Annotated in this window: 23 protein-coding genes and 9 tRNA genes; 6 read left to right on the top strand and 26 right to left on the bottom strand. The window is 44.8% G+C overall.

Features of this window, described 5'->3' with window-relative positions:
- Positions 1-9 precede the first annotated feature (9 nt).
- From M2444_RS30440 to M2444_RS30425, 4 genes are all read right to left on the bottom strand, one after another.
- Positions 10-960, bottom strand: a complete 951-nt coding sequence (locus M2444_RS30440; protein WP_094874237.1) for a cation diffusion facilitator family transporter — start codon at positions 958-960, stop codon at positions 10-12.
- Positions 961-1,125: 165 nt separating this feature from the next.
- On the bottom strand, positions 1,126-2,025 hold the full coding sequence (secF, locus tag M2444_RS30435) for a protein translocase subunit SecF (protein ID WP_280788888.1): 900 nt from the start codon (positions 2,023-2,025) through the stop codon (positions 1,126-1,128).
- Positions 2,015-3,265, bottom strand: a complete 1,251-nt coding sequence (gene secD, locus M2444_RS30430; RefSeq protein WP_280788887.1) for a protein translocase subunit SecD — start codon at positions 3,263-3,265, stop codon at positions 2,015-2,017. Before secD ends, secF begins: the two co-directional genes overlap by 11 nt.
- A 227-nt stretch (positions 3,266-3,492) precedes the next feature.
- Complete coding sequence (locus tag M2444_RS30425) at positions 3,493-3,744, bottom strand: post-transcriptional regulator (protein WP_042191115.1); 252 nt, start codon at positions 3,742-3,744, stop codon at positions 3,493-3,495.
- Positions 3,745-3,940: 196 nt separating this feature from the next.
- On the opposite strand from M2444_RS30425, the gene spoVB reads away from it, so the two are divergent.
- Entirely contained in the window at positions 3,941-5,536 is a 1,596-nt protein-coding gene (spoVB, locus tag M2444_RS30420; protein WP_280788886.1) for a stage V sporulation protein B, read from the top strand.
- A 5-nt stretch (positions 5,537-5,541) separates the two neighbouring features.
- On the opposite strand, the gene M2444_RS30415 is transcribed toward spoVB, so the two are convergent.
- The gene (locus M2444_RS30415) at positions 5,542-6,306 is read right to left on the bottom strand and encodes a YetF domain-containing protein (protein WP_094878529.1); all 765 of its coding nucleotides are present in this window, start codon (positions 6,304-6,306) and stop codon (positions 5,542-5,544) included.
- A gap of 224 nt (positions 6,307-6,530) precedes the next feature.
- Between M2444_RS30415 and M2444_RS30410 the strand changes: the two genes are divergently transcribed.
- Complete coding sequence (locus M2444_RS30410; protein WP_042191121.1) at positions 6,531-6,923, top strand: TIGR04086 family membrane protein; 393 nt, start codon at positions 6,531-6,533, stop codon at positions 6,921-6,923.
- Positions 6,924-7,018: 95 nt separating this feature from the next.
- Complete coding sequence (locus tag M2444_RS30405) at positions 7,019-7,858, top strand: phosphatase PAP2 family protein (RefSeq protein ID WP_280788885.1); 840 nt, start codon at positions 7,019-7,021, stop codon at positions 7,856-7,858.
- A 94-nt stretch (positions 7,859-7,952) separates the two neighbouring features.
- Here M2444_RS30405 and yajC read toward each other — a convergent pair whose 3' ends face one another.
- The 11 genes from yajC to M2444_RS30350 form a co-directional block, all read right to left on the bottom strand.
- Entirely contained in the window at positions 7,953-8,261 is a 309-nt protein-coding gene (gene yajC / locus M2444_RS30400) for a preprotein translocase subunit YajC (protein WP_042191123.1), read from the bottom strand.
- 49 nt (positions 8,262-8,310) lie between these two features.
- Positions 8,311-9,447, bottom strand: coding sequence for a tRNA guanosine(34) transglycosylase Tgt (gene tgt / locus M2444_RS30395; RefSeq protein ID WP_042130504.1), 1,137 nt, complete (start codon positions 9,445-9,447; stop codon positions 8,311-8,313).
- Positions 9,448-9,468: 21 nt separating this feature from the next.
- The gene (gene queA, locus M2444_RS30390; protein ID WP_042191125.1) at positions 9,469-10,497 is read right to left on the bottom strand and encodes a tRNA preQ1(34) S-adenosylmethionine ribosyltransferase-isomerase QueA; all 1,029 of its coding nucleotides are present in this window, start codon (positions 10,495-10,497) and stop codon (positions 9,469-9,471) included.
- Positions 10,498-10,506: 9 nt separating this feature from the next.
- Entirely contained in the window at positions 10,507-12,609 is a 2,103-nt protein-coding gene (locus M2444_RS30385) for a SpoIID/LytB domain-containing protein (RefSeq protein ID WP_280788884.1), read from the bottom strand.
- A 32-nt stretch (positions 12,610-12,641) separates the two neighbouring features.
- The gene (gene ruvB / locus M2444_RS30380) at positions 12,642-13,649 is read right to left on the bottom strand and encodes a Holliday junction branch migration DNA helicase RuvB (protein WP_042191128.1); all 1,008 of its coding nucleotides are present in this window, start codon (positions 13,647-13,649) and stop codon (positions 12,642-12,644) included.
- A 35-nt stretch (positions 13,650-13,684) separates the two neighbouring features.
- A complete protein-coding gene (gene ruvA / locus M2444_RS30375; RefSeq protein ID WP_094874232.1) occupies positions 13,685-14,302 on the bottom strand; it encodes a Holliday junction branch migration protein RuvA in 618 nt (205 codons plus the stop codon).
- Positions 14,299-14,802 (bottom strand): crossover junction endodeoxyribonuclease RuvC, encoded by a 504-nt coding sequence (ruvC, locus tag M2444_RS30370; RefSeq protein WP_036677679.1) that lies wholly within the window; start codon positions 14,800-14,802, stop codon positions 14,299-14,301. Before ruvC ends, ruvA begins: the two co-directional genes overlap by 4 nt.
- Positions 14,803-15,057: 255 nt before the next feature.
- Entirely contained in the window at positions 15,058-15,777 is a 720-nt protein-coding gene (locus M2444_RS30365) for a BofC C-terminal domain-containing protein (RefSeq protein WP_179281752.1), read from the bottom strand.
- Positions 15,778-15,888: 111 nt separating this feature from the next.
- Positions 15,889-18,015, bottom strand: a complete 2,127-nt coding sequence (locus tag M2444_RS30360) for a CocE/NonD family hydrolase (protein WP_280788883.1) — start codon at positions 18,013-18,015, stop codon at positions 15,889-15,891.
- An 11-nt stretch (positions 18,016-18,026) separates the two neighbouring features.
- Positions 18,027-19,187, bottom strand: coding sequence for a dipeptidase (locus M2444_RS30355; protein ID WP_280788882.1), 1,161 nt, complete (start codon positions 19,185-19,187; stop codon positions 18,027-18,029).
- A gap of 14 nt (positions 19,188-19,201) precedes the next feature.
- A complete protein-coding gene (locus tag M2444_RS30350; RefSeq protein ID WP_280788881.1) occupies positions 19,202-20,176 on the bottom strand; it encodes an ornithine cyclodeaminase family protein in 975 nt (324 codons plus the stop codon).
- 189 nt (positions 20,177-20,365) lie between these two features.
- Here M2444_RS30350 and M2444_RS30345 point away from each other — a divergent pair, with 189 nt between their 5' ends.
- From M2444_RS30345 to M2444_RS30335, 3 genes are all read left to right on the top strand, one after another.
- Positions 20,366-21,301 (top strand): aldo/keto reductase, encoded by a 936-nt coding sequence (locus M2444_RS30345; protein ID WP_280788880.1) that lies wholly within the window; start codon positions 20,366-20,368, stop codon positions 21,299-21,301.
- 270 nt (positions 21,302-21,571) lie between these two features.
- On the top strand, positions 21,572-22,762 hold the full coding sequence (gene fabV / locus M2444_RS30340) for an enoyl-ACP reductase FabV (RefSeq protein ID WP_280788879.1): 1,191 nt from the start codon (positions 21,572-21,574) through the stop codon (positions 22,760-22,762).
- A gap of 219 nt (positions 22,763-22,981) precedes the next feature.
- A complete protein-coding gene (locus M2444_RS30335; protein ID WP_280788878.1) occupies positions 22,982-23,902 on the top strand; it encodes an aldo/keto reductase in 921 nt (306 codons plus the stop codon).
- Positions 23,903-24,021: 119 nt separating this feature from the next.
- On the opposite strand, the gene M2444_RS30330 is transcribed toward M2444_RS30335, so the two are convergent.
- From M2444_RS30330 to M2444_RS30285, 10 genes are all read right to left on the bottom strand, one after another.
- Positions 24,022-24,094 (bottom strand) — tRNA-Lys (locus tag M2444_RS30330).
- An 80-nt stretch (positions 24,095-24,174) separates the two neighbouring features.
- Positions 24,175-24,253 (bottom strand) — tRNA-Leu (locus M2444_RS30325).
- 19 nt (positions 24,254-24,272) lie between these two features.
- Positions 24,273-24,349, bottom strand: a tRNA-Arg gene (locus M2444_RS30320).
- Positions 24,350-24,359: 10 nt separating this feature from the next.
- Positions 24,360-24,434: transfer RNA gene (locus M2444_RS30315), tRNA-Gly, on the bottom strand.
- 36 nt (positions 24,435-24,470) lie between these two features.
- A tRNA-Lys gene (locus M2444_RS30310) sits at positions 24,471-24,543 on the bottom strand.
- Between the two features lie 15 nt (positions 24,544-24,558).
- A tRNA-Asp gene (locus tag M2444_RS30305) sits at positions 24,559-24,636 on the bottom strand.
- Positions 24,637-24,662: 26 nt separating this feature from the next.
- Positions 24,663-24,739: transfer RNA gene (locus tag M2444_RS30300), tRNA-Met, on the bottom strand.
- A 44-nt stretch (positions 24,740-24,783) separates the two neighbouring features.
- A tRNA-Val gene (locus tag M2444_RS30295) sits at positions 24,784-24,859 on the bottom strand.
- An 88-nt stretch (positions 24,860-24,947) separates the two neighbouring features.
- Positions 24,948-25,022, bottom strand: a tRNA-Glu gene (locus tag M2444_RS30290).
- A 93-nt stretch (positions 25,023-25,115) separates the two neighbouring features.
- Entirely contained in the window at positions 25,116-25,643 is a 528-nt protein-coding gene (locus M2444_RS30285) for an AAA family ATPase (protein WP_094874832.1), read from the bottom strand.
- Positions 25,644-25,829: the final 186 nt, after the last annotated feature.

The raw sequence follows: 25,829 nt of genomic DNA, 5'->3' as shown, positions 1-25,829 counted from the left end.
CCTTGCGGACTACTGAAGCAGCGTCGGAATATCATTATCCGCCAATTCATAATTACTTTTGTATGGATAACCGGGATCATAAGGAACTACGTCCATATGTACCTCACCAACATGAACAAACCTGTGCTGCAGCAACTTTCTTGCACATTCTGAAATATCCTGTGCTTCCATCACCGTAATACGCGGATTTACACTGATCTTCACTTGCAGATTCACATAATTCCCTTGCTCAAGTGCCTTCAAATGTTCTACACGAATAACACCATGAACACGTTGTACGGTTTCAATAAAATTAGCTGCTTCCTCAGAAGGTAGCTCCTGCGCATTCTTAACACTAACAGTATTAACAATGAGCAGATAACCTTTACGTAGAATTAAGCATCCTGTTAAAAGTGCAGCAATAGGGTCCATGTAGAGTAGAGGATGCCAATAGGTCCCCCCCATTGATAACGATATCCCTACTAATACTGTGATAGAAGTATACAAACTGAAACGATGACTATTGGCATAAGCAGCGTGACTGCCATCCCCTATTTTTTTAAAGTACCGATATTGATATTGAAATACAGCTTCTTTAAGTACAATAGATAGCAAGACAGTTACAAGTGCAAGTTCTCCGCGAGTGGATGACTGTCCCTCGGTTAAGTCACGGATTGCAGAGAAGGCGATCTGCAGCCCCCCCATAAGAATTAATACCGAAAAAAGTATAGCTAAAAGCGGCTCCTTATTCCCTCGTCGCTCTTCTATCCGCTGCTTGCTCTTTCTGCTTTGTTCAGAACGCCACGGGAGAATATCCGCCAATTTAGCTGCAGCATCTGCTCCAGAATATAATGCATCGCCCATTAATGCCTTGCTACCTGAAATATAGCCAAAACTCCCCTTAGCTACTGCCAAAGTAACATCGCTGATGATCCCTGTCCAAGCAACCGTCTTGCTTTGCGGTGATCGTTCTTTATTCATACGAGGCCCCCCTTACCACTAGCAAGTAATCTCATGATGATACAATACACATGACATACTACCCCAAAGATTTCGAAAGCCGCGTCGCATTTGACGCGGCTTTCTTAAATTATAAAGTTGATGTTTTTTTCATTCAAGTGTAGCCATGTTATTTTTCTTGAGACATTACCCTTTAGCCGGGCTTTTTACCTTTATCTTCTCACGCTTCTTAAGCAGTAACCAGAGCGGACTTGCAATAAAGATTGAGGAATACGCTCCGAAGAGCAATCCGATTACCATCGCAAGCGAGAACATCTTGATGGACTCTCCTCCAAGAATTAACAGGAAGAACGCCGCGATAAATACGGTAAATGCTGTGTAGAGAGAGCGCATAAGGGTCTGAGCCACACTCTTGTTCACAAGCTCTTTCAAATCTTCGTAAGTTTTCTGTTTACCAAAACGTAAATTCTCGCGGATACGGTCAAAGATAACGATCGTATCATTGATGGAATAACCGATAATCGTAAGCACCGCGACGATGAACGTCAAATCCACTTCCAAGCGGAAAATGGAGAAGATAGCAACGACCATAAAAGCATCATGAAGCAATGCAACAATAGCTGCCAATGCAAACCGCCATTCAAAACGAATACTTACATAAATGATAATCCCTAGACAAGAAATGAGAACCGCATAGATCGCATTGCGTGCAAGTTCTTTAGACATTTCTGTATCCACAGTGTTAATCTCAAACGATGCTTTATCGTCAAGCTTCAAGATCTCTGTTTTAAGAGCTTCATCTTGTTGCTCATCGAGCACTTGATCATAACGAACGTTGACCCGTTCACTCCCTAACGTAATGCTTGGCTCACTTGAAATCCCAGATTTTTCAACTGCTGAATTAACCTCTTCCAATGTCAAATTCTTAGACAAAGAAATATCAACATTTGATCCCGCTTTGAAATCAACGCTGTAATTCAATCCAAATGACGCTAGGAAAATTAAACCTGCAACTGTCAGTGCGATAGAAAAAATATAGAAAAACTTACTCAAATGTACGAAATCAAGCTCTTTCTTAAAGCGCACGGATATCACTCTCCTTCACACCGAAGCTCTTCGGTTTGTTCAGCTTACCGGCTTTAACAAGCTGGCTAAGCAACCAGTGGGAGAAATAAAGATTCGTGGCAATACTCAGTACGATTTCTACGATCAGCACTAATGCGAAACCTTTGACTGCACCTGTACCGAAGGCGAACATGACACCTGCCACAATAACAGTTGTGACGTTGGAGTCCATTACTGTCCGGAAAGAGGATTTATTACCTGCTTTAACAGAGGAAAGCACACTTTTACCACTGCGCATTTCTTCCCTTATCCGTTCATTTGTAATGATATTGGCATCGACAGCCATCCCTATACCCAGAATAAATGCGGCTATACCAGGCAACGTCAATGTGAAGTCTGCAAAGACAAAGACTACAATTAGCAGCCATGTATGCAAGATCAGTGCAAAACTAGCCAAAAGACCTGGCAGACGATACATACCGATCATGAAAATAAGAATAATTAAAGAACCCAGTAGACCTGCTTTGATCGTTTGATCAAGCGATTGTTTACCAAGCGTTGCACCCACACTTTGGGAGTATTTCTCAGTAAGTTTCAGTGGCAACGCACCAAGATTAATGGTGTCAGCCAGCTCACGTGCTTCCGTAACTGTATACTGACCGGAAATAGACGCACTACCGTCGGTAAGTACTGCTTGTACCGTAGGGTCAGACAGTTTGTTCTCATCTAAATAAATTGCGAGATTCTTCCCTAATAGGCGCTTAGTGATCTCCGCAAATTTATCCTTGTCCTTGATTTTAATACTGATGATTGGCTGATTCAGGTTATCCCGTCCAACCTCTGCAGCACCTTCAACAAAATCACTACCTACCAGTTCGATCTTGCTGTAAGTACCTTCAGCGTCACCTTCAGCAGCACTACGGAAAGTCAGAACTGCTGGCTCCTTCATCTTCTTGCGAACTTCGGCCTCATCAGTAACGCCTGCAATTTTCAGACGAATACGGTCAGTACCTTCAGTTGTAACCTCTGGTTCACTGGTTCCGAGCGCATTGGCCCGTTTCTCCAAACTTTCTGCTGTTTTCAACAGTGAAGCTCGGGACAACGCTGCTCCCGCTTCCATAGGCTCAGCATGGTACAAAATCTCAAATCCGCCTTTTAGGTCAAGACCAAGCCTAACCTTGTCCAGCAGTCCAGGAGTAGTAAATGCCATGACGCCTGTCAAAACGAGCACGGTAATAATAAAGCCCATTAGTCTCTTCATGCTCTAGCTAGTTCCCCTTTCATTCACTCAATATTCCTATTATAGCTACACGTGAAATGACCGTCAATTCACAGCATAGTCATAGCCATACTCACACAAAGAAACGGCCGCCCCTGCACATATCAGCAAGACATCCGTTTATATAGGAGATGTGAAGTTATTATTATCCTATTACTTTACTGCTTTATAAGGCTTTTCGCAAAGAAAAGAAGCGAGTTGTTTATTGTTCAGTTCAACCCCCGATAAGCTGCAAGAGTCAAATAAGTCATGTAACTATTGGCTTTTAAGGAATAAATATCATTTACCAGCTTATGCAAGGGGGGCATTCCGTCCTTATCATAATTACGACTGATACAATCCCAAATATCCTTGCTGGTTACATACTCATAGCCGAGGAGCCGGAATTCTTCAGCTTTGCTGCGGCACATGGCTTCGATTTCTTCGCTATGTTGATCATGATTCCACTGTTCCGATTCCACGTGATGACACCTCCAAAGAACGCTCGTGTTCGTATGCTTACCATAGGTATTCGACCCAAGTTCTCTGCTTTCCTCCTTCCGTCACAAAAAGTTACAACTACTAAAACAAGGCATGCCGGGACAGGGGTATAGCATATCCATAAGAATAGACAAGTTGGCCAGCGTTTCATTTCATTTGGGGAAGAAGGCGTGACCTTTGAGGAAACAGAGCTTTATACAAGGAACTTTAATCTTGCTTGCCGCCGGCATCATTAATCGAATGCTTGGATTTATACCCCGAATTGCTTTGCCACGCATCATTGGAGCAGAAGGTGTGGGTCTATATCAGCTCGCGTACCCATTCTTTATCGTGTTGGTTACGGTTATTACAGGCGGACTTCCCCTAGCAATTGCAAAGATGGTAGCCGAAGCAGAGGGAGAGAACCGCCCTGAGAAATCGCGGCAAATTTTACGGACTGGCCTTACTCTTAGTGTCGGACTAGGAATCTTCTTTACCATTGTTGCGCTGGTCAGTGCTTCATGGGTCTCCAATGTGATCTTAACAGACCACAGAGTTTATTATACTTTCATTGCCATGATCCCAATGATTGGAATTGTTGCTGTATCTGCAATATACCGCGGTTATTTTCAAGGTAGGCAGAACATGATTCCTTCTGCACTTTCTTCCGTTTTTGAGTCTATCGTGCGAATATTTTTTATGCTGTGGTTCTCTTGGCTGCTGTTACCCAAAGGAATCGCTTTTGCAGCTGCAGGGGCGATGCTAGGCGTAACGGTGGGAGAGATTGGCGGAATGTTAGCCATTCTGTGGCAATATTATGTCATCACGAAAAGGGATAAAAAAACAACCCCCATCCTAGAACAGCAAATGATTGAGAAGGAAGTTATACCTGCTGATCCAGATACCGTAAAATCAACTTCTCCCATACTAAGGCGTTTACTAGGTGTATCAATTCCTGTTACGGCAAGCCGGCTTGTCGGTTCTTTTTCCTATCTACTGGAATCTATAATTACCGTACGTAGTCTTGCATTAGCCGGAATCGCAACAGCCGCCGCGACTGCTCAATATGGGTCTTTACAGGGAATGGTTATTCCCTTACTATTGCTTCCCGGAGCGTTAACTTCCTCGCTCGCGGTTTCTTTGGTTCCATCCTTGTCCGAGGCTGCCGCGAGAAAGGACCTGCCTACCATTCACAAACGAATGCATCAAGCTCTTCGACTAGCTCTTGTTACAGGGGCTCCCTTTGCTGTTCTTATGTATGTACTAGCAGTCCCACTATGCAACTTGTTATACGGAAATCCGGATACTGCTCCTATGCTAAAACTAATGGCCCCTTTCGCTTTGTTCATCTATGTTCAAGCCCCCTTACAAGCTGCACTTCAAGCTATGGACAGACCTGGAAGGGCACTCATCAATACTCTTATTGGGGCAGTAGTCAAAATCATTCTGATTGTTATATTGGCTTCACAGCCAGAATACGGAATCTACGGCGCAATCATCGCCATTATTGTGAACAGCGTTCTTGTTACTCTTCTGCACGGGTACAGTGTAGTCAGTCTAATTTCATTATCCTTACGAATAACCGATACCATTAAAACCTTGTGTGCAATGATCATTATGGGAGCAGGCGTGCGTTATGTATACATCTCCATTCCCATTGCAGAAGCACAATGGATTCAATTTTTATTTGCCTCTGCGGTAGGAATGGCCCTGTATTTCGGTCTCAGTCTATTAGCTGGCCTTATTTCCCTTCGTGATTTGGATCGACTGCCTTTCATTAAGCGTTGGCTTTAGAATGGTTATCGATTATCCAAACGGTCAACATAAACTCGGCCTTTATGGTCTATGGAGCAAAGAAAAACATCCCGAAAATCGGATACTCCCTTTTGGCGGATCTGAGTTCTTAGCCAGAACCTTGTTTTCCCTATCATCTCTAAATTTTGATCCTGGACCTTACCATCCATTATCAGTGGAATAGGAAGTCCTTCATATCTGATTTTGTTCTTAGGCAGTTTAATCGTCTGGCTACTTTCATCTGCATTCTCGCCATTCTTATCGTTCTCATCACCAGAACTACTATTGCCTGAATCATTTGAAGCTGAGTTTCCTTTCTCTTTTTCGAACACAGTAAGCTGTCCACTTGGCTCTAGAATGGCAAATTCAACGTCGGCAGGACTAGCAATATTCTGTCCACGAAGTTGCATAAGCAAATCATCAATATTGTATCTCTGCTTTCGCATCTCACCCCGGTGCAGCTTACCGCCAGAAATAAGTATGCTCGGTTTACCATCCATCATAAGCCTTACTGTCCTACTCTTGAGACTGAGCATTGCAACCAGCACTTGAATGATAACCAATGTTGCCATCGGAATTAACCCTTCATAGATCGGCCGATGAATATCCTCAATCACAAAAACACCAATCTCAGCAATCATTATTGAGATCGTTAGATCAAATACAGACAGCTTTCCAATCTCCCTCTTTCCCATAATTCGCATGCACAGGAATATGAAGAAATACATCAGCACGGTCAGGAGAATATAGGCAGTGATATGCTGGAACATATAGCTTCGCTCCCCTCCACTCTCACCCGCAGAGTTGGTTTCTCGGGCGGATTAATGTAACCCTATTCTGACCGCTCAGCACAGGGAACATTCGGAAGCTCACCTATTAATTAATGGTAAAAAGGCTGCAATGCCCATTCTTGTACTATTGGGGCAAGCCTCCCCATACAATGAATAATAACTTATGTAGATTATTTTTCTAAAAAACTTTAGGAGGTTGTACCATGTATTTAATCCGGCGCCTGTTCTCATGGAGAATAGCCAATCCTGTATTGTCTGGCCTGTGTCGATCATTCCTTTGGATGTTGCTTGGCGCGTTTGTCCTCTCTCTTTTATTATGGGGCAGCGGTCTGAAGGAGCAGGATCTCTCAATGTACACTTATATAGTACACGGCATAGCCGCAGCATTCGGAGGACTAACCGCCGGTCGCAGAGCCACGAACAAAGGCTGGTATCAAGGAAGCCTTACAGGAATCTTTTACGGGATTATCGTTCTGTTAATTGGATTTCTTGCACTGGATAGCTCACCCTCTGGTGTTGACCTTCTTTGGGTTCTAGCTGCAGCAGCAATTGGTGCACTTGGTGGAATGTTTGGGGTTAATTTACAGAAAAGCTAAAATTATTATTCCATTAAATTCGAAACATTCCTTGGAAATATGTTAAACTGTGATCATCTGACTTCATAAAGAGAATCAAGGAGGCTTCGAATGCTTTGTTTTACCAATCAATGAATCATATTGTTTTGTACACAGTTGCATTAGTAGTGATATTAGTATGGATTGGCGCTCGTCGAAATCCAATCATGGCATTAGTTGAAATTGGGAAAGAGATGCTGCGATCCTATAAGTTTCTGCTACTGATGGTAGGCATGTTTGGTGTACTGGTCTTGAATAAATATGAACTACAAATTGAAGAAAAAATGCATCTTACCTCAGACTATACATCATTTGTATTTGGACTAGAGGGACATTTTGTCCAAGCTGTTCAGGATATATTCTATAGTCCATGGCTAACGCCTATCATAGTTTTCTTCTACATTTTCATGCTTCAATCTGTACTGGCAGCTTCTCTAGGTGTCTATCTGTTAGATAAGAACCGTGTGATGCTGTACGCCACCTGCTATGCTATTATCATTAACTATGCTGTAGCTATTCCATTCTACCTATACTTCCCTGTAAATGAGGTATGGTCCTATGTACCAGCAGGCGTTAGATTTACTATGCTGGATGTATTTCCTAAGTTCGAGCAAGAGTACCGCCCTCTATCCGGTCTCAACAACTGCTTCCCGAGTCTACATACGTCCATTTCCGTTACGATGGCTTTACTGGCATACCGTTCTGGAAACCGCCGGTGGATGGTCATTACGAGTATTTCCGCAGTCGTAATCGTCTTTGGTATATTCTATCTGGGCATTCATTGGCTTACAGATATGATAGGCGGCACTCTGCTAGCAGTTCTAGCTTCAGCAGTTGGTGTACAGCTTGCCAAATTAACCTTACGGGGACGTGAAGAATCGCTCACAGTTCGCAGCCGAATAACGGATATGCGTTAAACCCTTAGATCACGATGAAAGATGAACGTCAAAAAAGCGGTGTCGCTCTCTTAACGAGAAGACACCGCTTTTTATGTACTTATTAATAACGAAACTATACTTTCTCCTCCACGTCCGTGGCAACGGAGTGACTAATGGAACCGCGATCAAAGGTCAGTTTAGTTACATCATTGACCCGTAGAACCACGATATCATCGGAAATCTCCATGATCGTACCGTGAAGACCACCAATAGTAACGATTTTATCGCCCTTTTTCAGAGACTTCAACATTGCATTACGTGTTTTGGTCTTCTTCTGTTGCGGACGAATCAGCAAGAAGTAGAATACTACAAACATAAGTACGAATGGACCTACGAGACCCAGTATACTACCTCCGCCTGTTGCTGCTGCATATTGAAACATATTTCTCCCCCCTTTCAAAGCACATTAAAACATGGACCTCAACGAAGCTTTAGAAGCCTTTAAGATTATCATATAATCCGTATTTAGCAAAAAACTCATCGCGAAAATCAAGCAGCCGATCTTCCTTGATGGCTTCGCGCACTTTACGCATCAAATCCAACAGGAAGTGCAAGTTATGGTATGTCGTCAATCTAAGTCCGAAGGTTTCATCGGCTTTGATTAGATGGCGCAAATAAGCGCGGGAATAATTCCGGCATGTATAGCAGTTGCACTCCGGATCAAGCGGCCCAAAATCGCGGGCATACTTTGCGTTGCGTACAACGAGTCTTCCCTGACTGGTCATCGTTGTTCCATTACGAGCAATACGGGTAGGCAGAACGCAGTCGAACATGTCCACTCCCCGGATTGATCCTTCCAACAGCGCATCCGGTGAACCAACGCCCATCAAATAGCGAGGTTTGCCTTGTGGCAGCAGGGGAACTGTATAATCCAGCACTTCATACATTAGCTGCTTGGACTCTCCGACGCTGAGCCCCCCAATAGCATACCCCGGGAAATCCATGGAAGTCAAATCTGCTGCGCTCTGACGGCGAAGATCCTCATACATACCACCTTGCACGATAGCAAATAGACCTTGATCATTTGGACGGGCGTGACTTTTCAGGCATCTTTCCGCCCAGCGAGTGGTACGCTCCAGTGATTTTTTCACGTAGTCATATTCCGCTGGGAATGGAGGACATTCATCGAATGCCATCATGATATCAGAACCAAGTGCGTTCTGAACTTCCATAGCTACTTCAGGAGACAAGAACTTCTTATCCCCATTTAGATGGGAACGGAAATGAACGCCTTCTTCGGTAATCTTGCGCATGTCACTAAGCGAGAATACTTGAAACCCGCCGCTATCCGTTAGAATGGGGCGGTCCCAGTTCATGAACTTATGCAGTCCGCCTGCTTCACGAACAATATCATGGCCCGGTCTCAGGAACAAATGGTACGTATTGCTCAAAATAATATGAGCATCCATCTCCTTCAGTTCTTCAGGACTCATTGTCTTGACTGTAGCTTGTGTGCCGACTGGCATAAATGCTGGTGTCTCAATCACACCATGTGGAGTATGGACTCTTCCAAGTCTTGCTCCGGATTGTTTGCACGTTTTGATGTGCTCATAAGTAATTGCTGCCATAAGTTAACCCATCCTCTTACCTTAGTAAATAAACATTGCATCTCCAAAGCTAAAAAACCGGTACTTCTGCTCTATCGCTTCTTCATAAGCAGCTAGAATATGTTCCCGACCTGCCAAAGCACTAACCAACATCACCAAAGTAGACTTCGGCAAATGAAAATTAGTAATTAACGCATTAACTACACTAAACTTATAGCCCGGATAGATGAAAATATCCGTCCAGCCACTACATTCCACTAATGGACCGCCTTCACATTGTCTTCCGACTGTTTCAAGTGTCCGACAAGAAGTCGTCCCTACCGCTATAATGCGACCACCTTGTTCCTTGGTAGCATTTATAGTATCTGCTGTTTCTTGAGACATTACAAAATACTCTGAATGCATAACATGCTCTTCAACCTTCTCAACAGACATCGGACGGAACGTTCCGAGACCTACATGAAGTGTAATATAAGCAATATTTACACCCTTGGCTTCAATCTGATCCAACAGTTCTTTGGTAAAATGAAGCCCTGCTGTAGGAGCAGCAGCTGATCCCTCATGCTTAGCATAAACGGTCTGATATCGTTCCCGATCATCGAGTGTTTCCTTAATATAAGGAGGCAGTGGCATTGTTCCCAGCCTGTCCAGAATCTCCTGGAAAATACCCTGATAAATGAACCGAAGCGTTCGTCCACCCATATCAGCCTCATCCTCAATAACCGCACGAAGCTCATCACTAAAGATGATAACCGCTCCTGTCTTGAGCTTTTTACCTGGCTTTACAAGAGCTTCCCATCGATCGTCTCCCAGATTCTTAAGGAGAAGCACTTCAGCTTTAGCCCCCGTATCTTCTTTAGCCCCAAACAATCTGGCAGGAATAACTCTCGTATCATTCAGAACAAGCGTATCTCCCGGTTGAAAATAATTAATAATATCGGTAAAATGCCGGTGAGCCAGCTCCCCATCCTCCTTATTTACTAAGAGCAGTCTAGAAGAGCTACGGTCAGAGAGTGGTGTCTGGGCAATTAATTCTTCCGGTAAATGAAAATCATATGCGTCTACATTCATGGTCTGTCTTCATTCCTTAACTATAGTAACGTTCTGATAATAGTGTTGCAATATCTGCTTGTAATCATACCCGCTGTCAGCCATGCCTTTCACGCCCCATTGCGACATGCCTAGACCATGACCATATCCTTGGCCAATGAACAGAAAGCCCGAACTGTTTGTAATCGCTCTGGCTGAGGAATCCCCACCCATCACTACAGTTCCACTACCGTTCACATTAACCTTACCTGATGCAGAGAGTACACCTGCGCTCTGTGAACTTCCAATCGTGCTGGTAGCACCATCAGCGCCTAATACAGTATAACTTCCGGCTGGTACAATATCAAACAATGTACTTGGCAATCCATTGAACGCAGAACGGAACATATCAGGATATTTCACATCCAGTGCCTGACCATTTGCTTTCACCTGAATCGCTCTTCCAGAAGGGCCGCGCTGAGTGACCTGCAAATTAAGGATGCTAGAAGGGAGCGTGCTAGTTGTTTTACCCTGCAAGCTTTTTAGAAGGTCGGCAGAGGTATATGGCCCTTTGATCCAGCTATAACTACCGGACTCATAGACTTTGTCTAGAACAACAGCATTCTCGCCCGGATTCAACTTGCCTACCGCACTTACACTACTTTCAACAGCAGGAAGGGGGCGCACATTGACATCTTTAGTGGTAGCTGTCGCTATATCCAGTCCCGCTGCTGTTTTATTTCCTGTCAATTTAATGTTATCCTCACGTGCATATCCAGAGGTTCCATTAGCGAGCAGTAAATAATACCACTTCTTAGCGGCCGCGGTAGCTGCGACATCCTCTTTGCTGGGAACGCTGGCAAACGCATCTCCACCATTGCCCCATACCTCCGATGGATCAGAGGTTACTCCGCCACTGTTCGAGGAGAATACAGCCTCTATAACTTTACCACCACTCATCAATACTTCACCGGCAGTAGCATCCACTGCCTTAATAATAACTGGAGCCTCTGATCCGATTCCGTTATATACCTGACTCAATGTAGAATCTACTACATTCGCTACTTCGAAACGGTTGCCTTGCGCCATTGCATAGCTCCGGGCGGCGACAGCCTGAGCCTTTAGAGCTTCATCCGGCCAGCTGGAGGAAACCTCTCCTCCAACCACTGCATACAAATATTGTTCCAGTGGCACTTCATTGATAACCGCAAGGGAACCTCTCAAATTACTTAGCTCCATATTTCCACGGTAGGTACGCTTGGATCTTTCTTCGAGCTGAATTCCAGCCTCACTGCCAACGGCCAAAAATTTAGCATCATTTCCGGAAACCATATAATGATTAGCCTGTGTCTCGCTGCTAAGGTCCAGCCCAGCATCCAGACGCATGATTAACCCAGGTGAAGTTGCAGCGGACATAGCAAGCTGTGGCAATGCTGCAGACACTGTGGTCTGAACAGCAGCCAAATCTTTGTCGTTTGCAGCTTCGCCTACCCATACCTCAAACTGGGCACTGCCATCACTTCCTGAAAGAAACACCTTCCAGGCATCAAAACCAGCAGCTGTAATACTACTCAGAGCAGTATCAGCTTCTTGTTCCGAAGAATAGCGACCCGCCGATAAATGCTTATCCCCTTTCACCGCAGGGGTTTGATCAGCAGGAATGCCAAGTCCTGCCTTTACTACACGGGCAAGCCCATCCTTGGCAGCAGCTTCACTGACATAGACACCAGTATACAACTGATACACATTGGTTCCATTTCTAGAAATCATATAAATTTGAGGCTTATCAGAGGTAGACTGAAGCTTTTTAGCCGCATCAGCAGCTGTTTTCCAGCTTGAAGTCTCCATAACCTTTACTCTATAACCATCCACACTAACACGTATTCTGCTCTGGGCAGGCACCGATAACAAAGGAGTGCTCCCTGGTTGGTTTGACATCAAAGTGAAGCTTTGTGTCGATTGCATAGTTACTACTGGCACGGTAGATTTATATTTACTACCAATATCGGCATAAAGGGCAACTCGAATCGTACTATTAGAATCGGCATGACTGGCGCCCGCAGGGATCAAGAGACTTCCCACAGCAATCGCAGCTGCCAGCAATCCTTTGCTTAGTGGAGCTATTCCTCCCCATTTCATCTTCGTATGCTTCATCCAGCATCCTCCTTTTAAATGTAGTTACTGACTCAGTGCTGCTCCGGAGGGAGCGGAAGGCCTAAGTGATGATAAGCGGCCGGGGTTACAATTCTTCCACGAGGGCTCCGCTGCAAGAACCCTATCTGCAGCAGGTAAGGCTCATAAACATCCTCAATCGTCTGACTTTCCTCACCAATTGTAGCAGCAATCGTATCCAGACCTACAGGACCGCCACGAAAGCTTGAAATCATTGCTCTTAACATCTTATGATCGATGCTATCCAACCCACGTGGGTCTACTTGCAGCATCTTCAGGGCTTCCCCGGAAATCTCCGGGGTTATAATCCCATCGCCGCGCACTTGAGCAAAATCACGAACTCGCTTCAGGAGCCGGTTCGCAATCCGCGGCGTTCCACGGGAACGAAGCGCTATCTCTTCCGCCGCATCTCCGACAATCTCAATCCCTAAAAGATCTGCATTTCGGGCAACAATGAAGCTTAGCTCATCTATGGTATAGAACTCCAAGCGGCTGACCACTCCGAAACGATCTCGTAGTGGCGCTGACAGCAGGCCAGCACGGGTGGTAGCACCTATAAGTGTAAAAGGCGGCAAATCCAATCGTACCGAACGGGCACTTGGCCCTTTGCCGATCATGATATCCAGCGCGAAGTCCTCCATCGCCGGATACATTACCTCCTCCACCGTCCGGTGTAAGCGGTGAATTTCATCAATGAACAGCACGTCGCCTTCCTGCAGGTTCGTCAGCAGGGCGGCTAAATCTCCCGGCCGCTCTATAGCAGGACCGGATGTTGTTCGTAAATTCACACCCAGCTCATTGGCGATAATGTTCGCAAGTGTTGTTTTACCGAGACCTGGAGGCCCGTAGAGCAGCACATGATCCAGCGCTTCACTTCTCATTTTGGCTGCTTCGATATATATTTTCAGGTTTTCTTTCACCTGATTCTGTCCGATATATTCTCCCAGATAACGAGGGCGTAAGCTTAATTCTACGGCTTGCTCGTCCATCATTAAATTAGCGGATATAATCCGGTCATCCATTCCTATCGCTCCCTTTCTTCAGGATGTGTTCGGTTTTACTTAGCAATATATAATAGCCCAAGTGCTTTCTTCATCAACACATCTACAGTCCCTGTCTCTGCGCCCTCTTTCTTCATAGCGAGCCATACACGGTCCAATTCACTTTCGGTATAGCCCAATCCCTTAAGGGCATCTCTAGCTTCTTGCCAAGCTAATCCATCCGCTCTTTCTTCCATTGGAACTGCAAATAATCCCGTTTGCATCGAAGCCATACTGAGTCCGTCCAGCTTGTCCTTCAAATCTAAGATCATCCGCTGCGCCGTCTTCTTGCCAATGCCCGGCAGTTTCGTTAAGAAGGTTATATTCTCTTGGTAAATTGCCGAGATCAACTGATCTGGAGTCCCACCTGTCAGTATTCCGAGCGCAACCTTCGGACCGATCCCGGATACCTCAATCAACTTGCGGAACAATTTTTGCTCCTCCCGAGTCGGGAACCCGAACAGAAGCGTCGCATCCTCACGTGTTTGATAATGAATATAGATCGTTACAGGTCCTTCTACTTTAGCAAAAGCATAAGGGTTCGGGCAGAATACCCGGTATCCTACGCCCTGCACATCCAGCACCACATATTCCGACTCTAAATGAACGACGGGTCCTCTTAAGAAATCTATCATTTTCGCAATACCTCATTTAATTTAGAATTAAGACTGCTCGAATGGGCATGACATACCGCTACCGCTAGTGCATCGGCCACATCATCCGGTTTAGGGATCGCCGATAATTTCAGCAACAGCTTCACCATTTCCTGTACCTGCCGCTTCTCAGCCTTACCATAACCAACTACTGCCTGCTTCACCATCATAGGTGTATATTCCGACACGGGTAAGCCACGCTGTACAGCAGCTAATATCGTCACTCCGCGGGCCTGAGCTACTGGCAATGCTGTTGTAACATTACGTGCGAAGAACAACTTCTCTATCGCTACAGCATCAGGTTTATATTTATCAATAAGCTGACCCATGCCTTCATAGACATGCAGCAGACGTTCTTCCTCAGGCGTATGAGCCTCGGTTTGGATACAACCATATTGGACTGGGGTCAATTTATGACCTTCCTTATCCACAAAGCCAAAACCGACAATCGCCAGCCCCGGATCAATTCCCAAAATGCGCAAACACGATCTCTCCTCTATAACAGGCAGTTTATTCCACCGTTTTCATCCATTACTCCGCTACGAAGCGAACATATGTATTCCTTCAAACCATTATAGCAAAAATACCTCTTCCGGGAGAAAAAAAGTTTACCCTCTGATGCGAAATGACAACTTTAGGCCTATAATGAGAACCTCAAAACTTCTTATATTTGCAAAGAAAAAGCTGCCCTATAGCCATTAATAATGACTTTAGGACAGCTGATATGCTTAAGGATGCTATTGCTTATTCTGCATGACATGTTCTGCAGCCTCACGCGCGTAGTCACTGAAGGTGGACAATACGCTATTGTACTCTTCAATATCTTGTACACGAATGCCCTCATGAAGCTCTTTCCAAATACTTTCCGGCAGAGAGGATTTCAAGGAACCCATATCCATTTGAAAAAAAGTCTTCAGCACCTTTTCCTGTACCGGAGGCCCTTTAAATAATTTCAAGTTCCCAAATGCATCGACTCCGATATAGGCTTCTTTTTTCGTCAGGGTCGATAGATCATTCACTTTTTGTTCCAGCCACAAATCTCCATCGCTGCTAATCCAACCGCTCCATGCAGAGTGTTCGTGAATTATCTTTTTAAGCTGAAGCGGGTTCTTTACACCTGGCAATGTCTGAACTTCTTCTCCAGATACATACGATATTTTTAAATGAACGGTTCTGCTGAGTCCGCTTTGAGCGATCGTCTGCAACAGTTGTTCGTTTTTTATGGTGCCCTTCTCTTTCTCCTCACCGCTGTCCACACCTACTTTAAATACAGCTGCGGCCAACTCACTTTCGGCACTATCCGTCCAACTAGAATCCGTCAGCAGGCCACTAATTTCCTCAGGTACCTGCATGCTGCGCCAGGCCAGTACAGTAAGAGCTAAACAAGCTGCCCCTACCCAAAGCGCCTTTTTCCAACGTCTCCATCGCTGCCAAAGTTGTTTTTTTATGCGCGACACGTTAATCCCTTCATTCTGGTTTTTCCCTATTGTGACCTGAGAAGGGATCATTTATGCGCTTTTCTGTGAATAATCGATATTTTATTACAATTATAAGGTTGACCTTGCAGTTTAAGCGTTTGGAATAACCGGCAGCTTCACATGGCTTGGATATTTACTATTATGGTAAACGGTCTGCAGAACAGTAATTGCTTCTGTATCTTCATATGGATTATTACCTGTGTTCGTATTAGGGAAAGCAACGAATTTACTGGACGAGGTGATCGAGAACCGAACCCGGTGCCCCACTGCAAATCTATGGGCAATATTGGGCATGAAAATATCATATTCCTCTACTTGGCCAAGCGTGAGCAGTTCAGGTGCATCAAATCCATGACGATATTTAGCTCTAACAATATAGTTAGATAACCGGATAGAGTCGCCTTGTTCATTCACATCGCTAAGCGTAACTACCCAATCTGTATCCTTACCTGTACTAGCAGCGTAGATCACAGCTGACAATTCCCCAGCGATAGTCAATTCTTCCTTCAACACCTCACTGGTGTACACAAGGATATCATTCCGCAGCTCGTATTTCCGTAAATTTTCAGGCTCTCGCTCACCGCTATCATTCATCGGATCATTTGGGTTATAGACGTAAGTATCTTCGGGAGAGTGTTCCTCTGGTGCTGTGAGCAGCTTCCCATCACCTTGTCCTGAATTAGCCCGGCCCCCACTGGAAAGATAGAAAGGAGAAGTCACTGCTTCAGCAGGTGTCCAATCCTCCGATGTTCTCCACTGATTCTCGCCAACGACATAATAAGAGGCTCTAGGCTCCTGATCTATTCCATTCGGAATACCTTTCAAGAAACGGTCAAACCAGCGCAGGACAGAAACATCGTAATCATAAACCACTGCATCATTGCCAAAGCTTAACCCCTCATAGTCTCTGGCTCTGTTGGGTCCATGCTCCCATGCCCCCAGACGGATTTTACGATTTGGCACATCATATTCAGTCAGCATTCTCCAAGTCTCCGATACGCCAGGGCTGTCGCCATCGTACCAGCCTGAGATTACATACATAGGGACCTGCACCTGATCCCCGCGTTCCGTAAAGGTACAGTTTCTCCAGAAATCATCATACTCCGGATGCTGGCTCCATAAATCCCACGGTTCGGATGCTTTGCCGATCATTTGCTGTGGAATCTCCTTAATCGGTCTCGCATCGACGGCCGCTTCTGCGTTCACCGTTATGCCCCCAAAAATATCAAAATCCGTCCGGGTACCCACAGATTGTGCAAGCGTCCAAGACAAGAGCGGCCAAGAGCAAAGCGTTCCACCCTTACGCGCTGTATCTACAAACGGTGAGCCAACATTCACTTCATCCACAACAGCCTTCAAATTAGGGTGTCCACTGGTCGCCGCCGAGACAACCACAAAGCCGAGATAGGACGCGCCCCACATTCCAACATTGCCATCTGACCAATCCTGCGCGATAATCCAATCGATCGTATCGTAGCCATCATCCCGTTCATTATAAAAAGGAATCAATTCCCCTTCCGAATCCGCCCGACCTCTAACGTCCTGTGACACCACTGCATAACCTTTGTTAGCCCATCTCATAAAAATCTCTTTTTTTCCGTTACGGTCATAGCAGGTTCTCACAAGAATCGTCGGCAGCTTGGCTCCCGGCTGAATGCCCTCAGGAAGAAACACATCCGTAGCCAGTCTCACGCCATCACGCATCGGAATCAGATCCGTACCCAAATCATTCACACCATACTCTGGCTTCGACAAAAAGGGATCATCATAAACAACCAGAGGCGTCAGCTTCTCATATCCTGCTTTAACAATCAGCTCGATGCCATACCGATTCGGCGTAAGAAAAGCAATAATCTCACCATCCAAGGTCACAATATCCAGAGCCGTCTCTTTTCGTAGCGCCCATACTTGAGAAGTAAGCTCACGTCCATCCAATACAGCCTGATACTGAATATGCTTTTGATAAAGATCACCATTACTTAGGACTACCTCATCATTGACCCATTCTGCTTTAGCGTAAGCGTCCATGTATTCGTGGATTTTTTGAAATGGAAGGACGGTCTTGAACTGGCTATCCAGCACATTGTATTGCATTTGTGTTCGTCTGCGTAGATCAACCTTAGCGAGCATAATTTGTTGTTCCGTGAAATGTATTTTCCCTGAATAAATGCCAGAACAGTAGAAGTTAAATGCAGTAGTGTTCAAGTATGTTGTCATCTATTTATCCCCTATCCCCAAATTTCTTCAAATACACGCAGCCAGTTACCACCCATAATCTTTGCAATATCCTCATCCTTATAACCGCGTGCCACTAGTCCTCTAGTAAAGTTGATAAAATAGCTATATTTTTCAAGCCCAGCAACGGTTTCAGTAGAAGGTCCGTCTCCTTTGGCAAATCCTAGCTTAGGTGCAATATGTTCTTTAAAATAAATCAATGACCAGAGCACATCGCTCATCGGCCAATCCGTTCCAATCCCGACATGATCCACGCCTACAAGCCGAATCACATATTCGATATGATCCAGCACATGATCAATGGTCGTATGGTTAGGATCTTCATGAACAAACCACGGCATAGCAAAAATACCGATGACTCCACCCGTCGTAGCGATCGCGATGATTTCCTCATCACTTTTGCAGCGCATATGCGGATAGATGGCCTCAACACCCGTGTGTGAAGCAATGACCGGAGTCTTAGAGTACTGGCAGGCATCGAGTGTTGTTTGTTTTCCGCAATGTCCCGTATCTACAATGATCCCGAGCTTGTTGAGGCGCTCAATGAATCTTTTTCCATAATTCGTAATTCCAGCGTTCGACTGTTCTGCACAGCCTGCACCGACCTGATTCTGATTGTTATAGGTTAATTGTAAAATTCTTAAGCCAAAATTATGTAACACATCTAATAGGTCCAGATTGGTACCTAGGCCATCCGTTTCTTGCGCTGTGATAATACCCGCCTTAAGGCCATTACGCTTGGCTGCACGTATGTCCTCTGCGGTTAAAGCTTTCACTAACCAATCTGCGGAGTCGAACTGAAGCTGAACTTCAGCCATACTATTGATCATGCTTTCTAAGGACTCTAAATGAAGCTCCCGGTTACCCGCGGTAATTCCCGATTTATACCATTCACTTTTATACTCGGGGATCTCACCGCTGGCCGACAGCTTTATGATCATTTTTGCTGGCATGCTGCTGTATATCATCGGCTCATCTTTATAGGGCTCACACAGCTCTTTTATTTTTTCGGACACAGACTCTGGAATTGCGTTTGGAGATAAGGGACCTTGAAATAGCAAATCAATATTAATGTTCTGCTCATGCAAACGTACGGCCCGTTCTTCGTCCTGTTCCGTCAACTTGAAATCATACAAACCTTCATATGTGCTCATCGTGTGGTCGCTCCTTAGAATGCAATTTCAATGCCTTTTTGTAATTTAACAGCTTCATTATAAATGAAGTTAGCCGCTGCTAAATCTTCTATCGCAAGTCCTAGTCCTTTAAAAAGAGTGATCTCATCAGCTTTAGCTCTGCCCTCAATACTCCCGCTGATCAGTTCACCGATTTCTCCGATGATATGACCTGAATTAATCATGCCTTCCTTCAGCGGAATTAAATAATCCCCAGATTCATGATGTGCGGATTCCAATCGGTCAACATATAACTTAGCTAACCGAACGGTCTCCGAATCCAGCTCGCGATCCGCAGATCTGCACGCTCCAATAGCGTTGATATGTACTCCAGGCTTCAGCCATTCTCCTTTGAGCACAGGCTCTGTGGATGCCGTTACGGTACAAATGATATCTGCAGGGCTGACTGCCTCTTGAGCAGACTCCGCCACTATTATATCCACACCATATTTAGGGCTCATTTCTGCTTGAAAATCTCTTGCCTTTGCAGGTGTTCTATTCCAAACTCTGACCTCACGAATCGATCGAACCAGTAGCATCGCTTCCAGATGGCTTTTGGCTTGTTCACCCGTGCCCAGAATGGCAAGCACCTCTGCATCTTCTCTGGCCAGATAACGAGTGGCTACTGCGCTGACAGCCGCTGTGCGAATTGCAGTAATCTTCTGTCCATCTACTACAGCTTTCAGAACACCGGTAGAAGAATCGAATAACGTAACAAGCCCTTGATGGGAAGGTAAACCTGAGCCATGATTACTTGGAAACACACTGATGATCTTGGCGCCTGCTACTTCTTCGCTCTGCAAAAAGCCCGGCATTAAGCCAATCAGATTGCCTTGATGCAGCGGGAGTACTTGTCTTAAGCTTTGTATGGCTTGTCCTGCGGACAAATCCTTCAAAACGGATTCCATCACAGTGATGCAAGACTCCATTGCTAATAACTCAGCCACTTCATTTTGATTAATAACTAGCATAAGACAAACCTCCATTACTTCATTGTGGCAAGAAAACAAATATGGGAACACAAAATTATTCTTTATATCATAACTTATACGCTTTAAATATTCATGTATAAAGCTGGAATTCAGGAATTTGTTTAACCACTAGCTATTCGCTATACTTAATATAGTTCATATTCTATTTTAAGGAGCTGACGATTGATTATGTCTAGTAAAATAACTTTAGGTAGAACAAATTTGCAGGTACTCCCTCTTGGGCTGGGTGCCAATGCTGTTGGCGGGCATAATTTATTTCCCGGCTTAAATGATGAGACTGGTAAAGACATTGTTCGCAATGCTCTTGACCATGGGATCAATTTCATTGATACCGCCTTTATCTATGGTCCAGGTAGATCCGAGGAACTGATTGGAGAAGTGCTGAGAGAAAGAGGCGGTCGTGACAATGTGGTCATTGCTACTAAGGGCGCTCATAAGATTACTGGCGATAAGGTTACGATCGACAACTCTCCAGCTTTTCTAAGACAGTCTGTGGAAGACAGCTTGAAACGCCTCCAGACCGATTATATCGATCTTTACTATATTCATTTCCCTGATGAAAGCACTCCTAAGGATGATGCTGTCGGCGAGCTTAAGAAACTGAAGGATGAAGGGAAAATCAGAGCGATTGGTGTCTCCAACTTCTCCATTGAACAGCTGAGAGAAGCCAACAAGGACGGCCATGTAGATGTACTCCAATCCCATTACAACCTGCTGCACCGTGAAGCGGAAAAAGACCTGCTCCCTTACACGCAGGAGCATGGCATTTCTTTCGTTCCTTACTTCCCACTGGCGTCAGGACTTCTTGGCGGCAAGTATAAGCAAGGCGATACGTTCAGCGACAATAGAAAGAACAATCCAATGTTTCAAGGAACGACCTTTGCCAAAAACCTGGAGAAAGTAGACAAGGTTCGCCAAATTGCCGATGCCAAAGGTGTTGAAGTCGCACATGTAGTGCTAGCCTGGTATTTAACTGTACCTTCCATCGACGCACTTATTCCCGGAGCTAAACGTCCGGAACAGATCGTATCGAATCTCCAGACTCTGAAAGTTCAGCTGACACCAGAAGAGATCAAAGCGATTGATTCAATCTTTAAGGCGTAATAGCCTTTTATGTAAGTAAAATAAAGGGGGTTGTCCTAGAAGTCATGAAATGGCTACTGGGGCAGCCCCTTTTCTAAGGATTAGCGCTACTGGAGTCCGAAAGCCTTAATAAATGATCAAGACTCGATAGCGCAGCTAGCCAACAAACAAAAATACAGGGCAGCGTATTCTTACCGAATATCCTAAATTCTTTGTATTAGTAAATATTGTTTGCTATACTTTCTCTGTGTATCAGTAGACTTTAATTTTTATACAAAGGGGAATTCCTTGATGATTATTCAACCTAAAACACGCGGATTTATATGCACAACAGCCCATCCAGAGGGATGCGCCAAACAAATAGAACAACAAATTGAATATGTAAAAGCACAAAAGAAAATTGAGGGACCTGCGAATGTACTCGTCATCGGTGCCTCTACCGGATACGGACTAGCTTCCAGAATTTCAGCTGCATTTGGTGCTGGCGCCAATACCATTGGTGTGTTCTTCGATAAAGCAGCGGAAGGTCAGCGCACCGCTTCTGCAGGCTGGTACAACTCCGCTGCCTTTGAACAACAAGCAGCAAAGCTTGGACTTAAATCACACAGCATAGTTGGCGATGCTTTCTCTGATGCTATTAAAGAGAAGACCATTGCATTGATTAAAGCTGAATATGGCACCATCGATTTAGTTATTTATAGTGTCGCTTCACCTCGTCGTACCCACCCGGTAACAGGGGAAACCTTCTCCTCCGTTATTAAACCAGTGGGAACAGCTTATTCGAATAAAACCTTAAACTTCCATACAGGCGAAGTATCCATGACCACCATTGAGCCTGCTAATGAAGAAGAAGTACGTCAGACAATCGCTGTAATGGGCGGCGAAGACTGGAGAATGTGGATCGATCAGCTTCAAGCAGCTGATGTCCTTGCAGATGGTGCTACTACCGTTGCTTACTCCTACATCGGGCCTGAAATCACTCATCCTATCTATCGGGACGGAACAATCGGCCAAGCCAAGCACGATCTGGAACAAACTGCGATTCAAATGAATGACCTTCTTTCATCAAAAGGCGGACGTGCCTTTGTGTCCGTTAATAAGGCGCTCGTAACTCAGTCCAGCTCAGCGATTCCTGTAGTGCCCCTTTATATCTCAGCCCTTTACGAAGTGATGAAGGAAAAAGGCCTGCACGAGAACTGTATTGAACAAATGTATCGCTTGTTCTCTGAGCACCTATACGGCGAAGGCAAGGCTACTGCTGACGGAAGCTGCTTGATCCGCATTGACGACTGGGAAATGCGTGAGGACGTTCAGACAGAGGTTATGAAACGTTGGGACGAGCTGACAACTGATAATGCAGGTGAGCTAGCAGATCTTGAAGGCTACCGCCAAGATTTCTTCAATCTGTTTGGCTTTAGAACAGATGGCGTAGACTACGAAGCAGATATTGATCCTAATGTCGACATTCCGAATATGTACTAGAATGATTCTGAGCACATCCATATAATAATTATGGATGTATAAAAAAAGAGGTTGTCTGCAAAAGTAGTGAATTCTACTGAGTTGGCAGCCTCTTTTTTTTGCACTTTGCTTGCAGCCTACCTATACGTCGTAGGGCATATTGGCTTAGCCTCCCACTTTGTGATATGGTTTGATAGAATACTGCAAGTTCTAACTTACATTCTAAGGAGTGAATCCCTCATGGTTAAAAAAATTAGTGTAGCGAATGGTGCACTTGACGTGCCCCAAATTTCGCTTGGCTGTATGCGGATTGCGGACTTGTCTGCAAAAGAGGCTGATACACATGTACATAGTGCGTTGGAGCTCGGAATAGACTTCTTTGATCATGCCGACATCTACGCAGGTGGTAAGGCCGAAGAAGTATTCGCAGGTGTACTAGAGAACAATCCTGGTATGCGTGATAAAATGATGATCCAAACCAAATGTGGAATCCGCGACGGTTTTTTTGATTTCTCCAAAGAGCATATCCTACAATCCGTTGAAGGCAGTCTTAAGCGCTTAAAGACCGATTATATCGATGTGCTTCTGCTTCACCGTCCTGACACGCTGTTCGAGCCGGAAGAAGTGGCTGAGGCTTTTGACATTCTGGAGAGCAAGGGTTTGGTCAAGCATTTTGGTGTCAGCAACCAAAACCCACTGCAAATCGAACTGCTCAAGAAAAATGTAAAGCAACCGTTGCTATTCAACCAGCTCCAATTAAGCATTATGTTCACGGGTATGATTGATACCGGTTTTAATGTGAATATGACCAACTCCGGTTCGGTTGTCCATGATGGCGGGATCTTGGAGTACAGCCGTCTACACGACATGACCATTCAGCCATGGTCGCCTTTCCAATATGGCTTTTTTGAAGGTGTATTCCTGGACAACGACAAGTTCCCTGAATTGAACGAGGTCATTAACCGTTTGGCAGCTGAAAAAGAGGTTACCAATACTGCTATTGCCATTGCCTGGATTCTCAGACATCCGGCAAATATGCAGCCTGTTGTAGGTACAACCAATACGCAGCGATTGCGGGATATTGCCAAAGCATCCGATATTACACTCACCAGACCCGAATGGTATGAAATTTACCGCGCTGCGGGTAATATCCTTCCATAAATATTAAAAGCCACGAAGTACGCTAATATCGCACTTCGTGGCTTTTTTTGTGACTATGATTGAAACCGTATAACTATTATAAAAAAAAGAAACGGCATCTCTGCCGTTTCTTTAAAGGATGGACTCTCAGGGGCTCGAACCCTGGACAAATAGATTAAGAGTCTACTGCTCTACCAACTGAGCTAAGAGTCCACAATATAATGATTTACCTTACTAAACTTGAAAAGCAAAAGCTCTTAGCTTAACGCATAAGAGCTTCGCTTGCTAATTGATACCGGCGAGAGGACTCGAACCTCCACGGTTTCCCTCTCGATTTTGAGTCGAGCGCGTCTGCCATTCCGCCACGCCGGCAAAGTATGAAGTTAAAATATGGCGCGCCCTGAGAGATTCGAACTCCCGGCCTTTTGATTCGTAGTCAAACGCTCTATCCAGCTGAGCTAAGGGCGCAAAATTTATATGGAGCGGACGACGGGAATCGAACCCGCGACCCTCGCCTTGGCAAGGCGATGCTCTACCGCTGAGCCACGTCCGCACACAGTATGTATTAGTGTCCGACTCACTTAAGAAGTGAGCCATGAAGGACTCGAACCTTCGACACCCTGATTAAAAGTCAGGTGCTCTACCAACTGAGCTAATGGCTCATGAAGCAAGAAAAATGGCGGAACCGACGAGATTCGAACTCGCGATCTCCTGCGTGACAGGCAGGCATGTTAGGCCAACTACACCACGGTTCCAAAAGATATAATTGCTTGATGAAAATTGGTTGCGGGGGCAGGATTTGAACCTGCGGCCTTCGGGTTATGAGCCCGACGAGCTACCGGGCTGCTCCACCCCGCGTCATTAAAAAATATTTAGCTATCCATTACAATAAGAAAGCTTCATGGTGGAGGCTGAGGGGATCGAACCCCCGACCCTCTGCTTGTAAGGCAGATGCTCTCCCAGCTGAGCTAAGCCTCCATGTAAAGAAGCAACTCAATTATCATAACACAATCTAAACTGTAATGCAACCTTTTATTTCAGAAGAAAAATTAGGTTTTAAAGGAATTGGTGACCCGTATGGGATTCGAACCCATGTTACCTCCGTGAAAGGGAGGTGTCTTAACCCCTTGACCAACGGGCCTTATTGAAAACAAAATGTTTTGACAACAAAAAAGATTATATCATGTATTTCGAAGTATAGCAATACCTAAATTAATATATTTTCACTTTTCTCCTATAATAGCGTTAAAGTGATATCAAGCTTACTGGCTATCAACTCAACGACTTCTAAAGTAGTCAGGTTATTTGTGTCTAATTGATCTTTGAATACATCCTTATTAAGCCCTGTGAGGCATCTGTCGATCTGTTGAACGGCCCATGAGTCATTTCCTTCACCTCTACCACCCAATCTCTTGAGCAGCGTCTCTCGTGAGGCACACAAAGTAAAATGGTGAACCTCTAATCCCTCATTTATTAGATTACCAGCAATGTCCATCCAATATTCTGGGTTGACTATGGTCATAGGTACGATAACCGTTCCCCTATATTCGCTAGCTATGTATTTTAACATGGAATGGTTAATTTCACGCCAAAGATAATAGTCTTGAAAGTCACTTTTTGTCATCACATCAGGAATGTTTTCCCTTATGTAATACCCTACATTCTCTGGATCGTATACAAAAGAATTAGGAATTCTGCGATGTAATTCATATGCAGTTTCTGTCTTTCCCGCACCAAAAGCTCCATTGATCCATATTATCATGATCTTTATCCCCCATGAATAATCTATTAGTGACTCTATTAAAGCACATTATCATAAAAACCCTTACAAGCAAATACTCTGTACAAGGCATAACAAAAAGACCACTGTCGATGACTCAACAGTGGTCTTGCGTGCTTGGCAACGTCCTACTCTCCCAGGACCCTTCGGTCCAAGTACCATCGGCGC

It is taken from the genome of Paenibacillus sp. PastF-3 (assembly GCF_029893135.1).
Taxonomy (GTDB): Bacteria; Bacillota; Bacilli; order Paenibacillales; family Paenibacillaceae; genus Paenibacillus_AQ; species Paenibacillus_AQ nitricinens.
The sequence above is the reverse complement of the archived record's forward strand: the minus strand, read 5'-3'. Positions and strand labels throughout refer to the sequence as shown.

Coding starts and splice junctions, on each gene's coding strand:
- M2444_RS30410 (WP_042191121.1), top strand. CDS start 6,531: ATGTATTTAATCCGGCGCCTGTTCTCATGGAGAATAGCCAATCCTGTA.
- ruvB (WP_042191128.1), bottom strand. CDS start 13,649: ATGGATGACCGGATTATATCCGCTAATTTAATGATGGACGAGCAAGCC.
- secD (WP_280788887.1), bottom strand. CDS start 3,265: ATGAAGAGACTAATGGGCTTTATTATTACCGTGCTCGTTTTGACAGGC.
- M2444_RS30350 (WP_280788881.1), bottom strand. CDS start 20,176: ATGCTAGTTATTAATCAAAATGAAGTGGCTGAGTTATTAGCAATGGAG.
- ruvA (WP_094874232.1), bottom strand. CDS start 14,302: ATGATAGATTTCTTAAGAGGACCCGTCGTTCATTTAGAGTCGGAATAT.
- M2444_RS30285 (WP_094874832.1), bottom strand. CDS start 25,643: ATGATAATATGGATCAATGGAGCTTTTGGTGCGGGAAAGACAGAAACT.
- queA (WP_042191125.1), bottom strand. CDS start 10,497: ATGAATGTAGACGCATATGATTTTCATTTACCGGAAGAATTAATTGCC.
- yajC (WP_042191123.1), bottom strand. CDS start 8,261: ATGTTTCAATATGCAGCAGCAACAGGCGGAGGTAGTATACTGGGTCTC.
- tgt (WP_042130504.1), bottom strand. CDS start 9,447: ATGGCAGCAATTACTTATGAGCACATCAAAACGTGCAAACAATCCGGA.
- M2444_RS30335 (WP_280788878.1), top strand. CDS start 22,982: ATGGTTAAAAAAATTAGTGTAGCGAATGGTGCACTTGACGTGCCCCAA.
- M2444_RS30360 (WP_280788883.1), bottom strand. CDS start 18,015: ATGACAACATACTTGAACACTACTGCATTTAACTTCTACTGTTCTGGC.
- M2444_RS30355 (WP_280788882.1), bottom strand. CDS start 19,187: ATGAGCACATATGAAGGTTTGTATGATTTCAAGTTGACGGAACAGGAC.
- M2444_RS30345 (WP_280788880.1), top strand. CDS start 20,366: ATGTCTAGTAAAATAACTTTAGGTAGAACAAATTTGCAGGTACTCCCT.
- M2444_RS30385 (WP_280788884.1), bottom strand. CDS start 12,609: ATGAAGCATACGAAGATGAAATGGGGAGGAATAGCTCCACTAAGCAAA.
- M2444_RS30415 (WP_094878529.1), bottom strand. CDS start 6,306: ATGTTCCAGCATATCACTGCCTATATTCTCCTGACCGTGCTGATGTAT.
- M2444_RS30440 (WP_094874237.1), bottom strand. CDS start 960: ATGAATAAAGAACGATCACCGCAAAGCAAGACGGTTGCTTGGACAGGG.
- fabV (WP_280788879.1), top strand. CDS start 21,572: ATGATTATTCAACCTAAAACACGCGGATTTATATGCACAACAGCCCAT.